The 15591-nt window shown below is 70.6% G+C and carries 17 protein-coding genes; 8 read left to right on the plus strand and 9 right to left on the minus strand.

Annotated features, from left to right (window positions below; translation table 11 throughout):
- The first annotated feature begins 48 nt into the window (after positions 1-48).
- On the plus strand, positions 49-1236 hold the full coding sequence (ubiM, locus tag NRY95_08115; protein UYC17905.1) for a 5-demethoxyubiquinol-8 5-hydroxylase UbiM: 1188 nt from the start codon (positions 49-51) through the stop codon (positions 1234-1236).
- Positions 1237-1718: 482 nt separating this feature from the next.
- Here ubiM and NRY95_08120 read toward each other — a convergent pair whose 3' ends face one another.
- The 4 genes from NRY95_08120 to NRY95_08135 form a co-directional block, all read right to left on the minus strand.
- Entirely contained in the window at positions 1719-2057 is a 339-nt protein-coding gene (locus NRY95_08120) for a hypothetical protein (protein ID UYC17906.1), read from the minus strand.
- Between the two features lie 58 nt (positions 2058-2115).
- Positions 2116-2337: an RNA-binding S4 domain-containing protein gene (locus NRY95_08125; protein ID UYC17907.1), complete on the minus strand. Its 222-nt coding sequence runs from the start codon at positions 2335-2337 to the stop codon at positions 2116-2118.
- Between the two features lie 115 nt (positions 2338-2452).
- Positions 2453-3112 (minus strand): serine/threonine protein kinase, encoded by a 660-nt coding sequence (locus NRY95_08130; GenBank protein ID UYC17908.1) that lies wholly within the window; start codon positions 3110-3112, stop codon positions 2453-2455.
- A 21-nt stretch (positions 3113-3133) separates the two neighbouring features.
- Positions 3134-3640, minus strand: coding sequence for a sigma-70 family RNA polymerase sigma factor (locus NRY95_08135; protein ID UYC17909.1), 507 nt, complete (start codon positions 3638-3640; stop codon positions 3134-3136).
- A gap of 159 nt (positions 3641-3799) precedes the next feature.
- Here NRY95_08135 and NRY95_08140 point away from each other — a divergent pair, with 159 nt between their 5' ends.
- The 3 genes from NRY95_08140 (at position 3800) to NRY95_08150 (ending at position 7824) form a co-directional block, all read left to right on the plus strand.
- Positions 3800-5806, plus strand: coding sequence for a DEAD/DEAH box helicase (locus NRY95_08140; GenBank protein ID UYC17910.1), 2007 nt, complete (start codon positions 3800-3802; stop codon positions 5804-5806).
- 142 nt (positions 5807-5948) lie between these two features.
- Positions 5949-6668, plus strand: a complete 720-nt coding sequence (locus NRY95_08145) for a pseudouridine synthase (protein ID UYC17911.1) — start codon at positions 5949-5951, stop codon at positions 6666-6668.
- 88 nt (positions 6669-6756) lie between these two features.
- Positions 6757-7824, plus strand: coding sequence for a sensor domain-containing diguanylate cyclase (locus NRY95_08150; GenBank protein ID UYC17912.1), 1068 nt, complete (start codon positions 6757-6759; stop codon positions 7822-7824).
- Between the two features lie 18 nt (positions 7825-7842).
- Here NRY95_08150 and NRY95_08155 read toward each other — a convergent pair whose 3' ends face one another.
- The 3 genes from NRY95_08155 to NRY95_08165 form a co-directional block, all read right to left on the minus strand.
- Positions 7843-8790 (minus strand): DMT family transporter, encoded by a 948-nt coding sequence (locus tag NRY95_08155; protein UYC17913.1) that lies wholly within the window; start codon positions 8788-8790, stop codon positions 7843-7845.
- Between the two features lie 58 nt (positions 8791-8848).
- Positions 8849-9814 (minus strand): 2-keto-3-deoxygluconate transporter, encoded by a 966-nt coding sequence (kdgT, locus tag NRY95_08160; protein UYC17914.1) that lies wholly within the window; start codon positions 9812-9814, stop codon positions 8849-8851.
- Between the two features lie 140 nt (positions 9815-9954).
- Entirely contained in the window at positions 9955-10785 is an 831-nt protein-coding gene (locus NRY95_08165; GenBank protein UYC17915.1) for a DUF72 domain-containing protein, read from the minus strand.
- Positions 10786-10952: 167 nt separating this feature from the next.
- Here NRY95_08165 and rraA point away from each other — a divergent pair, with 167 nt between their 5' ends.
- Genes rraA through NRY95_08180 form a run of 3 tightly spaced genes read left to right on the plus strand, consistent with a single transcriptional unit; the run spans position 10953 to position 13512 of the window.
- Positions 10953-11435 (plus strand): ribonuclease E activity regulator RraA, encoded by a 483-nt coding sequence (gene rraA, locus NRY95_08170; protein UYC17916.1) that lies wholly within the window; start codon positions 10953-10955, stop codon positions 11433-11435.
- Positions 11436-11476: 41 nt separating this feature from the next.
- Positions 11477-13105 carry a serine hydrolase gene (locus NRY95_08175; GenBank protein UYC17917.1) on the plus strand — a complete coding sequence of 543 codons (1629 nt, stop codon included), beginning with the start codon at positions 11477-11479 and terminating at the stop codon, positions 13103-13105.
- An 8-nt stretch (positions 13106-13113) separates the two neighbouring features.
- Positions 13114-13512, plus strand: coding sequence for a VOC family protein (locus NRY95_08180; GenBank protein UYC17918.1), 399 nt, complete (start codon positions 13114-13116; stop codon positions 13510-13512).
- A 218-nt stretch (positions 13513-13730) separates the two neighbouring features.
- On the opposite strand, the gene NRY95_08185 is transcribed toward NRY95_08180, so the two are convergent.
- Both NRY95_08185 and NRY95_08190 read right to left on the minus strand, forming a co-directional pair.
- Positions 13731-14081, minus strand: coding sequence for a hypothetical protein (locus tag NRY95_08185; GenBank protein ID UYC17919.1), 351 nt, complete (start codon positions 14079-14081; stop codon positions 13731-13733).
- On the minus strand, positions 14078-14494 hold the full coding sequence (locus NRY95_08190; protein ID UYC17920.1) for a rhodanese-like domain-containing protein: 417 nt from the start codon (positions 14492-14494) through the stop codon (positions 14078-14080). Before NRY95_08190 ends, NRY95_08185 begins: the two co-directional genes overlap by 4 nt.
- A gap of 91 nt (positions 14495-14585) precedes the next feature.
- On the opposite strand from NRY95_08190, the gene NRY95_08195 reads away from it, so the two are divergent.
- Positions 14586-15548, plus strand: coding sequence for a helix-turn-helix domain-containing protein (locus NRY95_08195; GenBank protein UYC17921.1), 963 nt, complete (start codon positions 14586-14588; stop codon positions 15546-15548).
- Positions 15549-15591 lie beyond the last annotated feature (43 nt).

The following is a 15591-nucleotide window of genomic DNA, read 5'->3' on the forward strand; positions in this document are numbered from 1 at the left end:
GCGCCGCGGCGGGTTTATGCTGGCTGCGTCTTGGACAGGAGCGCAGCGATGCATGTGGATATCGCCATTGTCGGTGCCGGCCCCGCGGGCCTGTGTTTCGCCCGGTCGCTGGCCGGTAGCGGCCTGTCGCTGGCGCTGATCGAGCCGCAGCCGCGCGCGGCCCTGGCCGAGGCCGCCTTCGATGGCCGCGAGATCGCGCTGACCCACGCCTCGCGCAGCTTGCTCGAGCAACTGGACCTGTGGTCGCGGATCGATCCGGACGCGATCGCGCCGCTGCGCGATGCGCGGGTGATGAACGGCTCCTCGCCATTCGCGCTGACCTTCGCCGCCAGCCAGGACCGCCGCGGCGACCTGGGCTGGCTGGTGCCCAACCACCTGATCCGCCGCGCCGCGTTCGCCGCGGTGCAGGCGCAGTCGGGCTTGACCCTGCTCGACGGCGTCTCGGTGCAGGCGCTGCGCAGCGACGACAGCCAGGCGCAGCTGCGCCTGTCCAATGGCCAGGCGCTGACCGCGCGCCTGGTGGTGGCGGCCGACAGCCGTTTCTCGACGACCCGGCGCATGCTCGGCATCGGTGCGCAGATGCGCGATTTCGGCCGCAGCATGCTGGTGTGCCGGGTCAGCCACGAACGCCCGCACCATCACACCGCCTGGGAGTGGTTCGGCTACGGCCAGACCCTGGCGCTGCTGCCGCTGCACGGCAACCAGGCCTCGGCGGTGCTGACCCTGGCGCCGGATCGCGCGCAGGCGCTGCTGGACATGGATGAGGCCGCGCTGGGCGCCGAGATCAGCGCCCGCTTCGAGCACCGGCTCGGCGCGATGACGCCGATCGTGCGGCCGCAGGTGTATCCGCTGGTCGCGGTGTACGCGCGACGTTTCGTCGGCAAGCGCTACGCACTGATCGGCGATGCCGCGGTGGGCATGCACCCGGTGACCGCACACGGTTTCAATTTCGGCCTGCAGAGCCAGGCGCGGCTGGCGCGCGCGCTGCACGCGGCGGCGGCGCAGGGCCGCGACATCGCCGCGCCGGCGCTGCTGGCCGGCTACGAGCGCGGCCACCGCCTGGCCACGCGCCCGCTGTACGAGGCGACCAACGCGATCGCCGCGCTGTACACCGACGACCGCCTGCCGGCGCGCGCGCTGCGCAACGCGGCGCTGCGCGTGGCCGACCGGGTGGCGCCGTTCAAGCGCGCGATCGCCGCGCACCTGACCCAGCGCGGTGCGGTGGGTGCGCGCTGAGGCGCGGACGCGCGCGGGATGTGTAGACATATCCTGTCGCTCGGCGAATCACCGCGACAGCCGAGCTGCCAGGCCAGTGCCACCGCGCACCGCTTCTTCGCCTGCCTACATCCCCCCCCGTGGGAGCGGCTTCAGCCGCGACCGGGCGTTACCAGGGCAGCTCCGGTCGCGGCTGAAGCCGCTCATACAAAAAACGCCGGCGCCAGCTGGCATTGGTGGCATGGCCTGTGGATCGGCACGCGGTGTCGGCTGTTCTATTCGCTTGGCGAAGTGATTGTGGGAGCGGCTTCAGTCGCGACCGGCGTTAGCGGGAGAGCCCGTCGCGACTGAAGGGCATCTCTAACAACCTCGATTCTAAAAATTTCGCACTATGCGCATCAATGACTTGCGAGCGTTTTAGTCGAGTTTTTTGGGGTTATTAGAGGTGCCCTGAAGTCGCTCCCACAGAAACATCGTTGCCTGGGACAGATGCAAGAAAGCGCCTAGCGCTGCGGCGTGCGGGCGGGGCGGCGTGCGTCCGCTTCGGCGATGAGCTGGGCGAGGACGGCTTGCGCATCGCCGCCGCGCTGCGCCGCTTCGATCGGCGCGATGGCCCAGGCGCAGTCGGCGTGGCGCAGGTGCAGGCGCCAGTCGCCGGCCCAGGCATCCAGTTCGTCCAGCCCCAGGAAGACCGCGCCGCCACGGTCGGCATGCCCGCCATGGATGGACTGCGCCAGGCACAGCGGCCGCGCTGCGGCCGGATCGATCAGCACTTCGTACACGTCGTGCAGCGGATCGTCCGCCGACGGCGCGATGTTGCGCATGCCGATGCTGATCAGCATGGCGCGGCGGCCGCGTCGTGCCGCCGGGCAAGCGGCGCGCAGGGCGTGCCGTCTACGCTCATACCTTGCCGATCACCCGGATCTGCACGTCGTCCAGCGCGACCACCTGGCCCGCGCGGATCTTGCAGGCCTTGCGCACTTCGACTTCGCCGTCCACGCGCACCTGGCCTTCGCTGATCACGGTCTTGGCCGCGCCGCCGCTGTCGCACACGCCGGTCAGCTTCAACAAGTGCTTGAGTTCGACGTAATCGCTTTCTAACTGGAGATCGATGGTCTGCATTGGGGGACGCTGTTCGGAAATCGGCGCCCATTGTCGGTCATTCGCGCACGAAACGCTCGGACTTCGCGCCACGCTGAACCGCGTCGCCTCCACCGCGACGCATGCGCGCTCGCGCTCAGTCGCGCCGGAAGCGCTCCACTTCGTCGAGCAGACGGCCGGCCTTGCGCAGGCTCGCTCCGCCCAGGCCGTCGTCGACGATCCGCGTCAGCCATGCTCGCCCGGGATGGCGCGACCAGCGATAGAGCCAGGCGCTGGCCGCGATGCCCGCCACGCCCACGCCGAGTCCGATCCATACCACGGCCTGCGCCCTTGCCAGCAGATCGATGCCGGCGAGCGCGGCCAGCACCATCAGCACCGGCACCCACAGCAGCCACCACGACAGCCCGCAGACCACGCCGCTGCCGACGTACCAGCGGCGGGCGCGCGCGATCCGCCGCTGGATCTCCAGCACCGGCGCGCTGTAGTCGATGTGCAGCAGCCGGCCCAGGACGATGCCGGCCAGCGCCACGGTGACCACGCCATAGGCATGCACCGCCACGCCGGCGGCGATCAGGTACGCCGGCAACGCACCGCCGCGGCTCCACAGCAGGCCGGCCAGGGCGATGCAGCACAGGCCGAACGGCAGCTGCAGGAGCTGGCCCCACAGCAACGGGCGCAGGCTGCGCTGCACGCGCTGCAGGTGGTGCTGCTGCAGCAGCTGCGCTTGCAGGCGGTCGTGGCGTTGCAGGCGCTGGTCCAGCGCGTGCCAGGCTTGTTTCAGTTCGTCGGGATGCATGGGTCGGTTCCTGTGGGGGATTCAGAGTTCGTCGTGGAGGCGTTGCTTGAGGCGGCCGATCCTGGTGGAGACGTTGCTTTCGCCGATGCCCAGGATCTCGGCGATCTCGCGCTGCGGGCGGTCGTCCAGGTACAGCAGCGCCAGCGCCCGCTCCAGCGGCGGCAGCTGGGCGATGAAGCGGTACAGCGCCTGCACCTGGCGTTCGCGCTCCGGATCGGCGGGGTGCGGGTCGGCGATGTCCAGGTCCTGCAGCGGCAGGGTCTGCCGGTGCGCGCGGCTGCGCCCGCGCAGGTCGCCGATCGCCACGTTCAGCGCGATCCGGTACAGCCAGGTGGAGAACGGCCGCTGCCGGTCGTAGCGGGGGAAGGCCCGCCAGGCCTGCGCGGCGATCTCCTGGATCAGGTCGGCACGGTCGTCCGGATCCCGGCAATAGCTGCCGGCCACTTTCGCGGCGATGCCGCGGTGCGCCTGGAACAGCGTGGCGAAGTCGGCTGGGGGTGGGGCGGCAGGGGTGGGAGCGTCGGGCATCGGGCGGGTCGCGGAAGGGGCTGCAAGGTGGTTCGCGGCAGGCCGGGGTTTCTCACGCCTGAACGGTTTCGTTCACGTGGTTTCGACATGCGGCCCGCCAAGGCGCACAATGTGCTTCTTTGCGCCTGCCGGTTCTCTGCGGCGCCTCCGGAGTCTCCCATGTCCCAAGATACCCCCGCGCCGCTGCTGTTCGCAGATCTCGGCCTCTCGCCTGCTGTGATGAAGGCCGTCGCCGATGTCGGCTACGAGTCGCCGTCGCCGATCCAGGCCGCCACCATTCCCGCGCTGCTGACCGGCCGCGACCTGCTCGGCCAGGCCCAGACCGGCACCGGCAAGACCGCCGCGTTCGCGCTGCCGATCCTGTCGCGGCTGGACTTCAACCAGCGCAAGCCGCAGGCGCTGGTGCTGGCGCCGACCCGCGAGCTGGCGATCCAGGTCGCCGAGGCGTTCCACCGCTACGCCGGCGCGATCCCCGGCTTCCAGGTGCTGCCGGTGTACGGCGGCCAGCCCTACGTGCAGCAGCTGTCGGCGCTCAAGCGCGGCGTGCACGTGGTGGTGGGCACCCCGGGCCGGGTCATCGACCACCTCGAGCGCGGCACCCTGGACCTGTCGGAGCTGAAGACGCTGGTGCTGGACGAGGCCGACGAGATGCTGCGCATGGGCTTCATCGACGACGTCGAGGCGGTGCTGAAGAAGCTGCCGGCCTCGCGCCAGGTGGCGCTGTTCTCGGCGACCATGCCGACCGCGATCAAGCGCATCGCGCAGACCTATCTGAACGATCCGGCCGAAGTCATCATCGCCTCCAAGACCACCACGTCGGCGAACATCCGCCAGCGTTACTGGGCGGTCAGCGGGTTGCACAAGCTCGACGCGCTGACCCGGATCCTGGAAGTGGAGCCGTTCGACGCGATGATCGTGTTCGCGCGCACCAAGGCCGCCACCGACGAGCTGGCGCAGAAGCTGCAGGCGCGCGGCCTGGCCGCCGCGGCGATCAACGGCGACATCCAGCAGTCGCAGCGCGAGCGGGTGATCCAGCAGCTCAAGGACGGCAAGCTCGACATCCTGGTCGCCACCGACGTGGCCGCGCGCGGCCTGGACGTGGAGCGGATCAGCCACGTGCTGAACTACGACATCCCGTACGACACCGAAAGCTACGTGCACCGCATCGGCCGCACCGGCCGCGCCGGCCGCAGCGGCGAGGCGATCCTGTTCGTCAGCCCGCGCGAGAAGGGCATGCTGCGCGCGATCGAGCGCGCCACCCGGCAGCCGATCGAGGAGATGCAGCTGCCGAGCGTGGACGCGGTCAACGACCAGCGCGTGACCCGCTTCATGGAGAAGATCAGCGAGACCATCGCCGGCGGCGGCATCGACATGTACCGCGAGCTGCTGCAGCGCTTCGAGACCGAGAAGAACGTGCCGATGGTCGAGGTCGCCGCGGCGCTGGCGCGCCTGCTGCAGGGCGACACGCCGCTGTTGCTGGCGCCGGAGCGCGCGCGTCCGCCGCAGGGCGAGCGCTTCGAGCGGCCCGGCGCCGAGCGCCGCGAGCGCGCCGACCGCGGCGAACGCACGGAGCGTCCCAGGTTCGAGCCGAAGTTCGATCGCGAGGCGCGCCCGCCGCGCCGCGACGAGGGCGAGCGCGCGCCGCGTGCGCCGCGCCCCGCGCCGGCCGGGCACGGCCCCGACTTCGACTACCAGCGCGACGTCGGCAGCTTCGAGGCGCCGCGCCGCGACAAGGCGCCGAAGGCGCCGCGCGGCGAGCCGGAGGTGGGCATGGAGACCTACCGCATCGAGGTCGGCCACCAGCATGGGGTCAAGCCGGCCAACATCGTCGGCGCCATCGCCAACGAGGCCGGCCTGGAGAGCAAGTACATCGGCCGCATCGACATCCACGACGACCATTCGGTGCTGGACCTGCCGGCGGACATGCCGCGCGAGCTGCTGACCCACCTGAAGAAGGTCTGGGTCTCCGGCCAGCAACTGCAGATGCGCAAGCTCGACGGCGACGATGCCGGCGCCAGCGCGCCGTTCAAGCCGAAGTTCGCGCGTGCCGCGGGCAAGCCCGGCGGCCGCCCGAACGCGGCCGGTCCGCGCCCGGCCGGCGCGGCCACCCGCCTGGCCGACAAGGCCGGCGAGCGCCCGCCGCGCAAGGGGCCGCCGAAGCGCTGAAGAGCCGGGAATAGGGAGTAGGGAATCGGGAATGGGGCGTCCCCGCTGCCGCACCCCCCTTCCTTCCCGGAGCTAGCCATTGCCCCAGATGGCAGCAGCCCGCTCTTGCCACTCCCGATTCCCCATTCCCCATTCCCAGCCCATGTCCGTCCGCCTCAACAAGCACATCGCCGAGACCGGCTACTGTTCGCGCCGCGAGGCCGACCGGCTGATCGCCGCGCGCCGCGTCACCGTCAACGGCCGGCCCGGCGGGGTCGGTGCAGTGGTGGGCGAGGGCGACGAGGTGCAGGTCGACGGCCAGCCGCTGCGCGCGCGCGCCAAGCAGAAATCCGGCCGCCGCCACGTCTACATCGCGCTGAACAAGCCGGTCGGGGTGACCTGCACCACCGAGAGCGAGGTCAAGGGCAACATCGTCGATTTCGTCGGCCACGAGCAGCGCATCTTCCCGATCGGGCGCCTGGACAAGGAGTCCGAAGGCCTGATCCTGATGACCAGCAACGGCGACATCGTCAACGAGATCCTGCGCGCCGAGAACCGCCACCAGAAGGAATACCTGGTGGCGGTGAACAAGCCGGTCAGCGACGAGTTCCTGCGCGGCATGGCGCGCGGGGTGCGCGTGCACAACGAGACCACGCTGCCGTGCCGCACCGCGCGGATCGCCAAGTTCGGCTTCCGCGTCGTGCTCGAGCAGGGCCTGAACCGGCAGATCCGGCTGATGGCCGCCGCGTTCGACTACCGCGTCACCCAACTGCGCCGCGTGCGCATCGACAACATCAAGCTCGGCGCGCTGAAGCCGGGCCAGTGGCGCAACCTCACCGAGCAGGAGCTGCGCGGCCTGCTGCCGCAGCGCCAGGACTGGTGAGGTCGGCCGCGGCGCGGCTTTTCACTGGCATTTGTGCCGAAAGTGGCGATACTCCGCGGCGCATCCCGCTGCCCTGCCGCCCGCTCCCGTGATCAAGCCACGCAAGCCCGACAACGAAGCCGACCGCCTGCACGCGCTGCATGCGCTGCAGATCCTGGACACCGAGCCGGAGGCGTCCTACGACGACCTGGTCGGCATCGCCGCCAGCCTGTGCGACACGCCCTCGGCGCTGATCTCGCTGGTCGACGAGGAGCGGCAGTGGCTGAAGTCGCAGCGCAACGTCACCCTGCTCAGCACCTCGCGCGACGCCTCGTTCTGCGGCCACACCATTCTCGCCCCGCAGGACGTGCTGGTGGTCACGGACGCGGCTGCGGACCCGCGGTTCGCGTTCAATCCGCTGGTCACCGAGGTCGGCGTCCGCTTCTATGCAGGTGCGCCGCTGTTGAACCGCGAGGGGCTGGCGGTGGGTGCGCTGTGCGTGCTCGACCACCGTCCGCGCACGCTCGAACCGGAGCAGGTGGTGGCGCTGCAGGCGCTGTCGCGGCAGGTGATGCAATTGATCGAGCTGCGCCGCACCAGCCACGCGCTGGCGCTGCAACTGCGCGAACGCGAACGCTACGAGCAGCAACTGGCCCGATACCAGGCTTCGCTGGAATCGCTCAACGCCGACCTGCTCGAGCAATCGCGCACCGATCCGTTGACCGGGCTGTTCAACCGCCGCGCCTTCGCCACCGCGTTGATGGTCAACGCGGAGACGGCGCAGTTCGGCGCCGTGCCGCTCAGCCTGGCCTTGCTGGACCTGGACTATTTCAAGCACATCAACGATCTGCACGGCCACGACAAGGGCGACGCGGTGCTGCTGGCGCTGGCCGACATGCTGCGCGCGCAGGTGCCGCCGGGCAGCCTGGTCGCGCGCTACGGCGGCGAGGAGTTCGCGATCCTGCTGCCGGGGCTGGACGCGCGCCAGGCCATGCACGAATGCGAGACGCTGCGCCAGGAAGTCTCTCTGCTGCAGCTCGGCGTGCCGTTGACCGCCAGCTTCGGCGTGGCCACCCAGCAGCCGGGCGAAAACGCCGATCAATTGCTCAAGCGCGCCGACCTGGCGCTGTACCGGGCCAAGCGCGCCGGCCGCGATTGCGTCTCGCTGGCGCAGTGAACCGCGCCGGCGTCGGGTTCACTCCAGCGCGTTCTTCGCTTCGGACGTGGCCAGCAGTTCCGGGTGCCGCAGCGGCCTGGTGCGGGTCAGCAACGGATGCAGGAACACCGCGCCCAGGATCACCGCCACGCCCAGGTAGAACAGTGCGGTGAGTTGCTTCTGCTCGTCCAGCAGCAGGATCGCGAACACGATCGCGTAGACCGGCTCCAGGTTGGTCACCAGTTGCACTGCGTACGCGCTGAGGCGGCGCAGCGCGACCAGCGCCAGCGCGAACGGCAGCAGCGTGCACAGCAACGCCAGGGCCAGCAGCAGCAAGGTGTCGTGCAGGCTCGGCAGCACCAGCAACGGGCCGCTCAGCGCCGGCAGCACGAACGGCAGCAGCGGCGCCAGCAAGGTCAGGGTCAGGGTGCCGGCGCCCAGTTCCAGGGCGGTCACGGTCAACGGGTCGGCATGGTCGACCAGGCGTTTGTTGAGCGAGCCGAACGCGGCGACGAACAGCGCCGACACCGCGCCGACCGCCACCCCGGCGCGCATTCCGTCGGGCACGCCGCCGACCACCAGCGCCACGCCCGGCAGCACCGCCAGGCCGAACACCAGTTCGCTGGGGCGGAACGGACGCTTGGCCACCCACGGTTCGATCACCGCGGTGAACACCGGCGCCAGCGCGATGCAGGTCGCCGCCACCGAGGCATTGGCCAGCTTGATCGCGCCATAGAAGGTCAACCAGTGCAGGCCGACCAACGCGCCGACCACGGCGTAACCGAGCGCCAGCTTCGGGGTCAGCGCGGCCAGCCCGCGCCACACCCGCGGCAGCAGCGCCAGCGCCGCCACCACCATCAGCATCCGCCACCACACCAGCGGCAAGGCCGGCAGGGTGATCAGCTTGCCGAGGATCGCGGTGATTCCCCACAGCAGCACGCAGAAGTGGATTTGCAGCTGGGCTTTGGTCGTGGGGTGCAGGGGCATGCGGCCATTGTCGCGTAAACCGGTGCGCCACCGCGATGGGTGGCGCGCGCGATCCGTCCTATTCGCGCTGCGTTGCCGGCTTGGCGACCATCCGTGCATGCAGTGCGGTGAGGATCGGCACCAGCAGCGAGGTCACGATCACCGAGGCCGCCACCAGGGCGGTGGCGGCCGGCGCGCTGGCGCGGAATTGCGGCGCCATCGTCGCGATCAGCGCGGGCGTCGCCACCGCCGCGCCAGCGGTGCTGGAGGCGGCGATGCCGGCGCTGCCGGTACCGCCGCCCAACAGCCGGTCGGCGAGCAGCAACGGGATTCCGGTGACGACGACGACCGCCAGGCCGAGCAGCACGCCGGGCAGGCCGGCGCTGGCGATCACGTGCAGGTCCAGGGTATTGCCCAGGGCGAAGGCGAAGAACGGAATCAGCGCCGGCACCGCGCCGCCGAACAACGCGCGCAGTTGCGGATCCAGATTGCCCAGCGCGAAGCCGGCCAGCAGCGGCAACACCGCGCCGACGAACAGGCGCGGTTCGAATCCGGCGATGCCGGCGCTGCCGAGGATGATCATGGTCACCAGCGGTCCGGATTCCAGCGACATCAATATCACCGCGCCGGCCTCGCCGGGTTCGCCGTACTGCTGCATGATCGACGCGAACAGCCCGCCATTGGTCATGTCCATCGCCGCGACCAGTGCCAGCACCGAGAGGCCTTTCAGATAGCCCTCGCCGATGCCGTCCGGCGGCAGCAGGTGCGAGGCGGCCACCGCCACCAGCCAGGCGACGGCGATCTTGGTCAGCATCAGCACGCCGGACTGGCGCAGCACCCGGCCGCTGGCGCGCAAGCGGATCGACGCGCCCATGCAGAAGAACCACACCGCCAGGATCGGCACGGTGCCGCCGATCAGGCCCTGGGTGAAAGAGCCGAAGAATTCGCCCGCCTGCGGCCACGCGCCGTGGCAGGCGGCGCCCAGGAACAGCGGGACCAGCATCATGCCGCCTGGCAGGCGTTCGAGGGCGCGCTTGATCTGCATCGGTTCGGTATCCGGGGGCGATTGCGGACCCGTTTGTACCGCAGACATGGGGCATCCGTTGCAGCGTCGCGTCCGCTGTCTGTAGACAGTTCAGCCAGGCTGCGTCCTGCGCCGGCAGCACCGCCGTGTCGCGGCGCTGCTCAGCGCTTGCCGAGCTCGGCCAGCAGCGCCGTCGCCGCGGCCGGATTGCGCTCCTTGGCGGCGCTGATGAAATAGAGGAAGACCTCGCGCGGCCTGGCCTTGGCGGCCGGCATGGCGGCATGCGGCAGCGTGTCCGGGTCCTGGCCGCGACGCCAGGCCTGCGCCTGTTCGGCCCAGGCGCGCAGTTCCTCGGGCGCATAGCCGTGGGCCAGCGCGGCGCGGCTGCGCATCAGCCGCGCGTAGACGAAGTCGGCGCTGAGGTCGGCGAAGGAGGGGAAGTCGGGCGAATCGGTGAACACCGTGGCCACGCCGTGGCGGCGCACCAGGTCCAGCAACTGCGGTCCGACGCAGGCCGGGTCGCGCACTTCCAGCACATGCCGCAGGCGGCGGCCGCCGGCCTGCTGCGGCAGCAGCTCCAGGAACGCGGCGAGCTCGTCGAGCGCGAGCGTGCGGCCGTGCTCGAACTGCCAGACCAGCGGGCCGAGCTTGTCGCCGAGCGTGGCGATGCCGCCGACGAAATCCTCGATCTGCGCGCCGGCCGCGGCCAGCTTGCGCAGGCCGGTGATGCGCTTGGGCGCCTTGGCCGAGAACAGGAAATCCGCCGGTGTCTCGTCGCGCCAGCGCGCATAGGTGTCCGGCTTCTGCATGCCGTAGTAGGTGCCGTTGATCTCGATGCTGCTGACCTGGCGGCTGGCGTATTCCAGCTCGCGGCGTTGCACCAGCCCCTGCGGGTAGAACATGCCGCCGCGCCACGGCGCATAGGTCCAGCCGCCGATGCCGACGCGGATGCCGTCCGGCGCGGCCGGGGCGGAGTCGAAGAGATCGTTCATGGCATGGTTGTCGGCGCGGACGGGGAGGCGAATTGTGCCGCAGCCCGCGCCGATGCCGCGTGCATGGCGCGCGCAACGGCCGCGGCGGCACGCTTGCATGCAATGGCCGCTGCCGCCGCTGCGGGCATCGCGCTACCATCCAGGCAACGCCCGCTGCCCGACCGACCATGACCTGGACCACGCCCGATCTGTGCGACGACCATCCCGAGGTGCAGGTCGCCGAGCCGCTGTTCCGCAGCTACGGCGGCCACGCCGCGTTCTGCGGGCCGATCGTCACCGTGCGCTGTTTCGAGGACAACTCGCGGGTGCGCGAACTGGCGGCCACGCCCGGTGCCGGCCGCGTCATCGTCGTCGATGGGCAGGGCTCGCTGCGCTGCGCGCTGCTTGGCGACCAGATCGCCGGGAACGCGGTGCGGCACGGCTGGGCCGGGCTGCTGATCCACGGCGGCGTGCGCGACGTGGAGGCGTTGGCGGCGCTGCCGCTGGGCGTGCAGGCGCTGGCCGCATGCCCGCGCAAGACCGAAAAACGCGGCCTTGGCGAGGTCGATGTGCCGCTGCACTTCGCCGGCGTGGCGTTCGTGCCCGGGCACTGGCTGTATGCCGATCGCAACGGCGTGCTGGTCGCCGCGCAGGCGCTGCTGCCGGCGTGAGCGCGCCTGCGCCTTTTCCCTTCCTTGCTGGAGATACCGATTTGAAGACTCTGTCGATGGGCTGCCTGCTGCTGGCGATGGCCGCCACCGCGCAGGCGCAAGCGCCGGCCGCGGTCGACGCCAACGCCAACGCCAACGCCAACGCCGCATTGCCGCCTGCGCTGCAGGACCTGGATGCGCGGGTCGAGCGCGTGCGCAAGCAGTTCGACGTGCCCGGCATCGCCATCGCCATCGTCAAGGACGGGCAGGTGGTGCTGGAGCGCGGCTACGGCGTGCGCGAACTGGGCAAGCCCGAGCCGGTGGACGCGCAGACCCTGTTCGCGATCGCCTCCAACACCAAGGCGTTCACCGCCGCGGCGCTGTCGATCCTGGCCGACGAGGGCAAGCTGAAACTCGACGACCGGGTCATCGAACACCTGCCGTGGTTCCAGATGGCCGATCCCTACGTGACCCGCGAGATGCGCGTGCGCGACCTGCTCAGCCACCGCAGCGGGCTGAGCCTGGGCGCCGGCGACCTGCTGTTCTGGCCGGCGACCAGCTACAGCAACGAGGACGTGGTGCGGCGCCTGGCGCAGGTGCCGCTGAAGGGCAGCTTCCGCGACCGCTATGCCTACGACAACATCCTCTACGCGGTGGCGCAGAAGGTGATCGAGCAGGTCTCCGGGCAGTCCTACGCCGAGTTCGTGCGCCAGCGCATCTTCGTGCCGGTGGGCATGAGCGGCACGCGCATCAACAGCGACTACCTGCAGCCGGGCGATCGCGCCGCGGTCGGCCATGCCAGGTTCGATTTCCGCGAGCTGCGTCCGGTGCCGCCGCTGACCTGGTCGAACAATTCCGGCGCCGGCGGCATCTATGCCAGCGTGCACGACATGGCCAAGTGGATGCAGGTGCAGCTCGACGGCGGCCGCCTGCCGTCGGCCGATGGCCAGGAGCGGCGTTTGTTCAGTGCGCAGCGGCAGCAGGAGATGTGGCAGGTGATCACCCCGATCGCCATCGCCGAGCCGAGCGTGCCGCAACTGCTGCCGGCCAAGCCGAACTTCGCCGGCTACGGCGAGGGCTGGAGCCTGAGCGACTATCGCGGGCACAAGCTGGTCTGGCACACCGGCGGCTGGCCGGGCATGGTGTCGCGGCTGACCCTGCTGCCGGAGCAGAAACTGGGCGTGATCGTGCTGACCAATCAGGAAGTGGGCGCCGCGTTCAACGCGCTCACCCTGCAGGTGCTCGACGCCTACCTGGGCGCGCCGGCGACCGACTGGACCGCCGCCTATGCCGCCGCGGTGGCCAAGGCCGACGCGAAGGCCGACGAGGACTGGCACAAGCACCAGGCCGCGCGCGACGCCACCTCCAAGCCATCGTTGCCGCTGGCCGGTTACGCAGGGACTTATCGCGATCCGTGGTACGGCGAGGTGGCGATCGTGCAGCGCGGCAAGCAGTTGGAACTGCGCTTCAGCAAGACCGCGCAACTGGTCGGCACGCTGGAGCACTGGCAGCACGACACCTTCATCGTGCGCTGGCGCGACCGTTCGCTCAATGCCGATGCCTTCGTCAATTTCGCGCTGACGCCGGACGGCAAGGTGCGCGAAGTGCGCATGGAGGCGATTTCGCCGCTGACCGATTTCAGCTTCGACTTCCAGGATCTGCTGCTGACCCCGGTGGCCGCCGCGTCGTGAGCGAGGCGATGCCGATGCTCTCGCATGTGCACCTCGGGGTGAACGACTTTCCGGCCGCGTTCGCGTTCTACGCGCCGCTGTTGCAGGCGCTGGGGCAGCAGCTGAAATTTCGCGACGACGTGCGCGGCTGGGCCGGCTGGACGCCGCCGGATGCGCCGCGGCCGCTGCTGCTGATCGGCCGTGCCTTCGATGGCCGGCCGGCGACCCCCGGCAACGGGCAGATGCTCGCATTGCAGGCGGCGAACCGGACGCAGGTGGAGCGCTGCCATGCGCTGGCGCTGGCCCAGGGCGCGCGCTGCGAAGGCGCGCCCGGGCTGCGCCCGCACTATCATCCGGACTATTACGGCGCGTACTTCCGCGACCTGGACGGGAACAAGCTGTGCGTGTGCTGCCATGGCGCGGAATGAGCGCGGCGGCGATGCCGCTGTCCGCGTTTCGCTGCGCGGCGTCGCCGAGTCGGGAATGGACGCAGATCGGCAGGTCGATGGGGAACGGCTGCCTGGCCGCACGCAGACAGAGGCGGCTTAACGCCGTGCCTGGATCGCGAGCCTGAAACGCTGTTTCGGCTCGTCCGTCGCACCGAGCCGCCGGTAGAAACCGATGGCCGGCGCGTTCCAGCACGGCGTCAGCCATTCCACACGCTCGGCACCGTGCTCGCAGGCGTGGCCGACGACGGCATCCAGCAACGCTCGGCCGAGTCCTTTCCGCGCCACTGCTCGCGCAGAGACAGGCAGTCGAGATGGAACATGCGGCGTCCGCGCCAGGTGCAGAAGCCGGCATGCCCGCTGGCGTAGCCGATCGCGACCGCGGCCTCTTCGGCGACCCAGGCGAACACCGCGGGCGATGCACCCGACAGCCCGGCGCGCAAACCGTCCGCATCGGGTGCCGTGCCTGCCGGCGCGCGTTCGAAGCGGGCATGCGCCGCGCACAGGGTGACCAGTGCCGCACTGTCGTCGGCGCCGGCGCGGCGGATCATGCGGGGTCCGCGCCGGTGGCGCCGCGCACCAGCGCGAAGCCTTCGTCCAGCCAGCCGGTGATGCCGCCGATCATCAGCTTCACCGGGCGTTGCAGCGTGGCCAGGCGCAGCGCCGCCTTGTCGGCGCCATTGCAATGCGGGCCGGCGCAATACACCACGAACAGGGTGTCGGCCGGATAGGCGGACAGCTTGCCCGGGACGAGCTTGGCGTGCGGCAGGTTGATCGCGCCCGGCAGGTGGCCCTGTGCGTACAGCGCCGGGGAACGGACATCGAGCAGGACGAAGCCAGCATCGGCGGCGGACACCGCTTCGTGCACATCCCAGCAATCGGTTTCCAGCGACCGCTTGGCGGCGAAATGGCGCAGCGCCTCGGCGCTGGAGGCGGCAGGTGTCTGCAGCACGGGGTTGGGCATGGGCGTGTCCTCGGGATGGGAGCGGCCAGTGTGCCGCCGGCGCCACGGCGGCTACACTGGCAGGGTTGACGAACATCGGTCGTTTTCTGCCATGACCAAAAAGCCGCCCTACGTGGTCGCGCTGGCCTATCCGAACCTGTGCCTGTTCGAGTTCGGCATCGCCGCCGAGCTGTTCGGCCTGCCGCGGCCGGAACTGGACGTGCCGTGGTACCGCTTCGGCGTGGCGATGACCGCGCGCAAGGTGCACAGCGGCATCGGCGGGCTGCGGGTCGCCGCCGACGGCGGACTGGAACTGCTGCGCAAGGCGCACACCATCGTGGTGCCGGGCTGGAGCGGGCCGGCGGTGTTGCCGGCTGCCGCGTTGAAGGCCGCCCTGTGCGCTGCGCACGCCCGCGGCGCGCGGCTGCTGTCGATCTGCTCGGGCGCGTTCCTGCTCGGCCATTGCGGGCTGCTCGACGGGCGCAGGGCGACCACGCATTGGCGTTACGCGCAGCAGTTCCGTGACCGCTTCCCGGCCAGCACCCTGGTCTGCGATGCGCTGTACGTGGAAGACGGCCGCATCGTGACCTCGGCCGGCAGCGCCGCCGGCATCGATGCCGGCCTGCACCTGATCCGCAGCGACTTCGGCACCGCCGTGGCCAACCGCGTGGCGCAGCGCCTGGTGATGCTGCCGCACCGCGAGGGCGGGCAACGCCAGTTCGTCGCCAGCCCGGTCGTCGCGCCGCGCCGCCATCCGTTCGACGGCGTGTTCGACTGGGCGCGGCAGCAACTGCATGCCGGCATCGGCGCTGCGGACCTGGCCCGGGCCGCGGCGATGAGCGAGCGCAACTTCTATCGCCGCTTCAAGGCGGCGATCGGCACCACCCCGGCGCACTGGCTGCAGCAGGAGCGGGTACGCGCGGCGAAAGCCTTGCTGGAGGACGGACGGCTGGATCTGGAGCGGGTGGCCGCGGCCTGCGGCTTCGAGACGCTGGAGGCGTTCCGGGCCGCGTTCCGGCGCAACGTGGGCGTGGCGCCATCGGTGTACCGCAGCGGCTTCGGGCCGTTCGCCTGAGGCCGGAACGCGTGCGCACGCCGCGCCGCCCGGCGCAAGCACA

It is taken from the genome of Xanthomonas campestris pv. phormiicola (assembly GCA_025666215.1).
Classification (GTDB): domain Bacteria; phylum Pseudomonadota; class Gammaproteobacteria; order Xanthomonadales; family Xanthomonadaceae; genus Xanthomonas_A; species Xanthomonas_A campestris_A.

What these genes read in the sequence shown, in the direction of transcription:
- NRY95_08145 (UYC17911.1), top strand. Translation starts at nt 5,949, where the DNA reads ATGTCCGTCCGCCTCAACAAGCACATCGCCGAGACCGGCTACTGTTCG.
- NRY95_08130 (UYC17908.1), bottom strand. Translation starts at nt 3,112, where the DNA reads ATGCATCCCGACGAACTGAAACAAGCCTGGCACGCGCTGGACCAGCGC.
- NRY95_08155 (UYC17913.1), bottom strand. Translation starts at nt 8,790, where the DNA reads ATGCCCCTGCACCCCACGACCAAAGCCCAGCTGCAAATCCACTTCTGC.
- NRY95_08120 (UYC17906.1), bottom strand. Translation starts at nt 2,057, where the DNA reads ATGCTGATCAGCATCGGCATGCGCAACATCGCGCCGTCGGCGGACGAT.
- NRY95_08125 (UYC17907.1), bottom strand. Translation starts at nt 2,337, where the DNA reads ATGCAGACCATCGATCTCCAGTTAGAAAGCGATTACGTCGAACTCAAG.
- NRY95_08195 (UYC17921.1), top strand. Translation starts at nt 14,586, where the DNA reads ATGACCAAAAAGCCGCCCTACGTGGTCGCGCTGGCCTATCCGAACCTG.
- NRY95_08180 (UYC17918.1), top strand. Translation starts at nt 13,114, where the DNA reads ATGCCGATGCTCTCGCATGTGCACCTCGGGGTGAACGACTTTCCGGCC.
- rraA (UYC17916.1), top strand. Translation starts at nt 10,953, where the DNA reads ATGACCTGGACCACGCCCGATCTGTGCGACGACCATCCCGAGGTGCAG.
- ubiM (UYC17905.1), top strand. Translation starts at nt 49, where the DNA reads ATGCATGTGGATATCGCCATTGTCGGTGCCGGCCCCGCGGGCCTGTGT.
- kdgT (UYC17914.1), bottom strand. Translation starts at nt 9,814, where the DNA reads ATGCAGATCAAGCGCGCCCTCGAACGCCTGCCAGGCGGCATGATGCTG.
- NRY95_08135 (UYC17909.1), bottom strand. Translation starts at nt 3,640, where the DNA reads ATGCCCGACGCTCCCACCCCTGCCGCCCCACCCCCAGCCGACTTCGCC.
- NRY95_08140 (UYC17910.1), top strand. Translation starts at nt 3,800, where the DNA reads ATGTCCCAAGATACCCCCGCGCCGCTGCTGTTCGCAGATCTCGGCCTC.
- NRY95_08165 (UYC17915.1), bottom strand. Translation starts at nt 10,785, where the DNA reads ATGAACGATCTCTTCGACTCCGCCCCGGCCGCGCCGGACGGCATCCGC.
- NRY95_08190 (UYC17920.1), bottom strand. Translation starts at nt 14,494, where the DNA reads ATGCCCAACCCCGTGCTGCAGACACCTGCCGCCTCCAGCGCCGAGGCG.
- NRY95_08185 (UYC17919.1), bottom strand. Translation starts at nt 14,081, where the DNA reads ATGATCCGCCGCGCCGGCGCCGACGACAGTGCGGCACTGGTCACCCTG.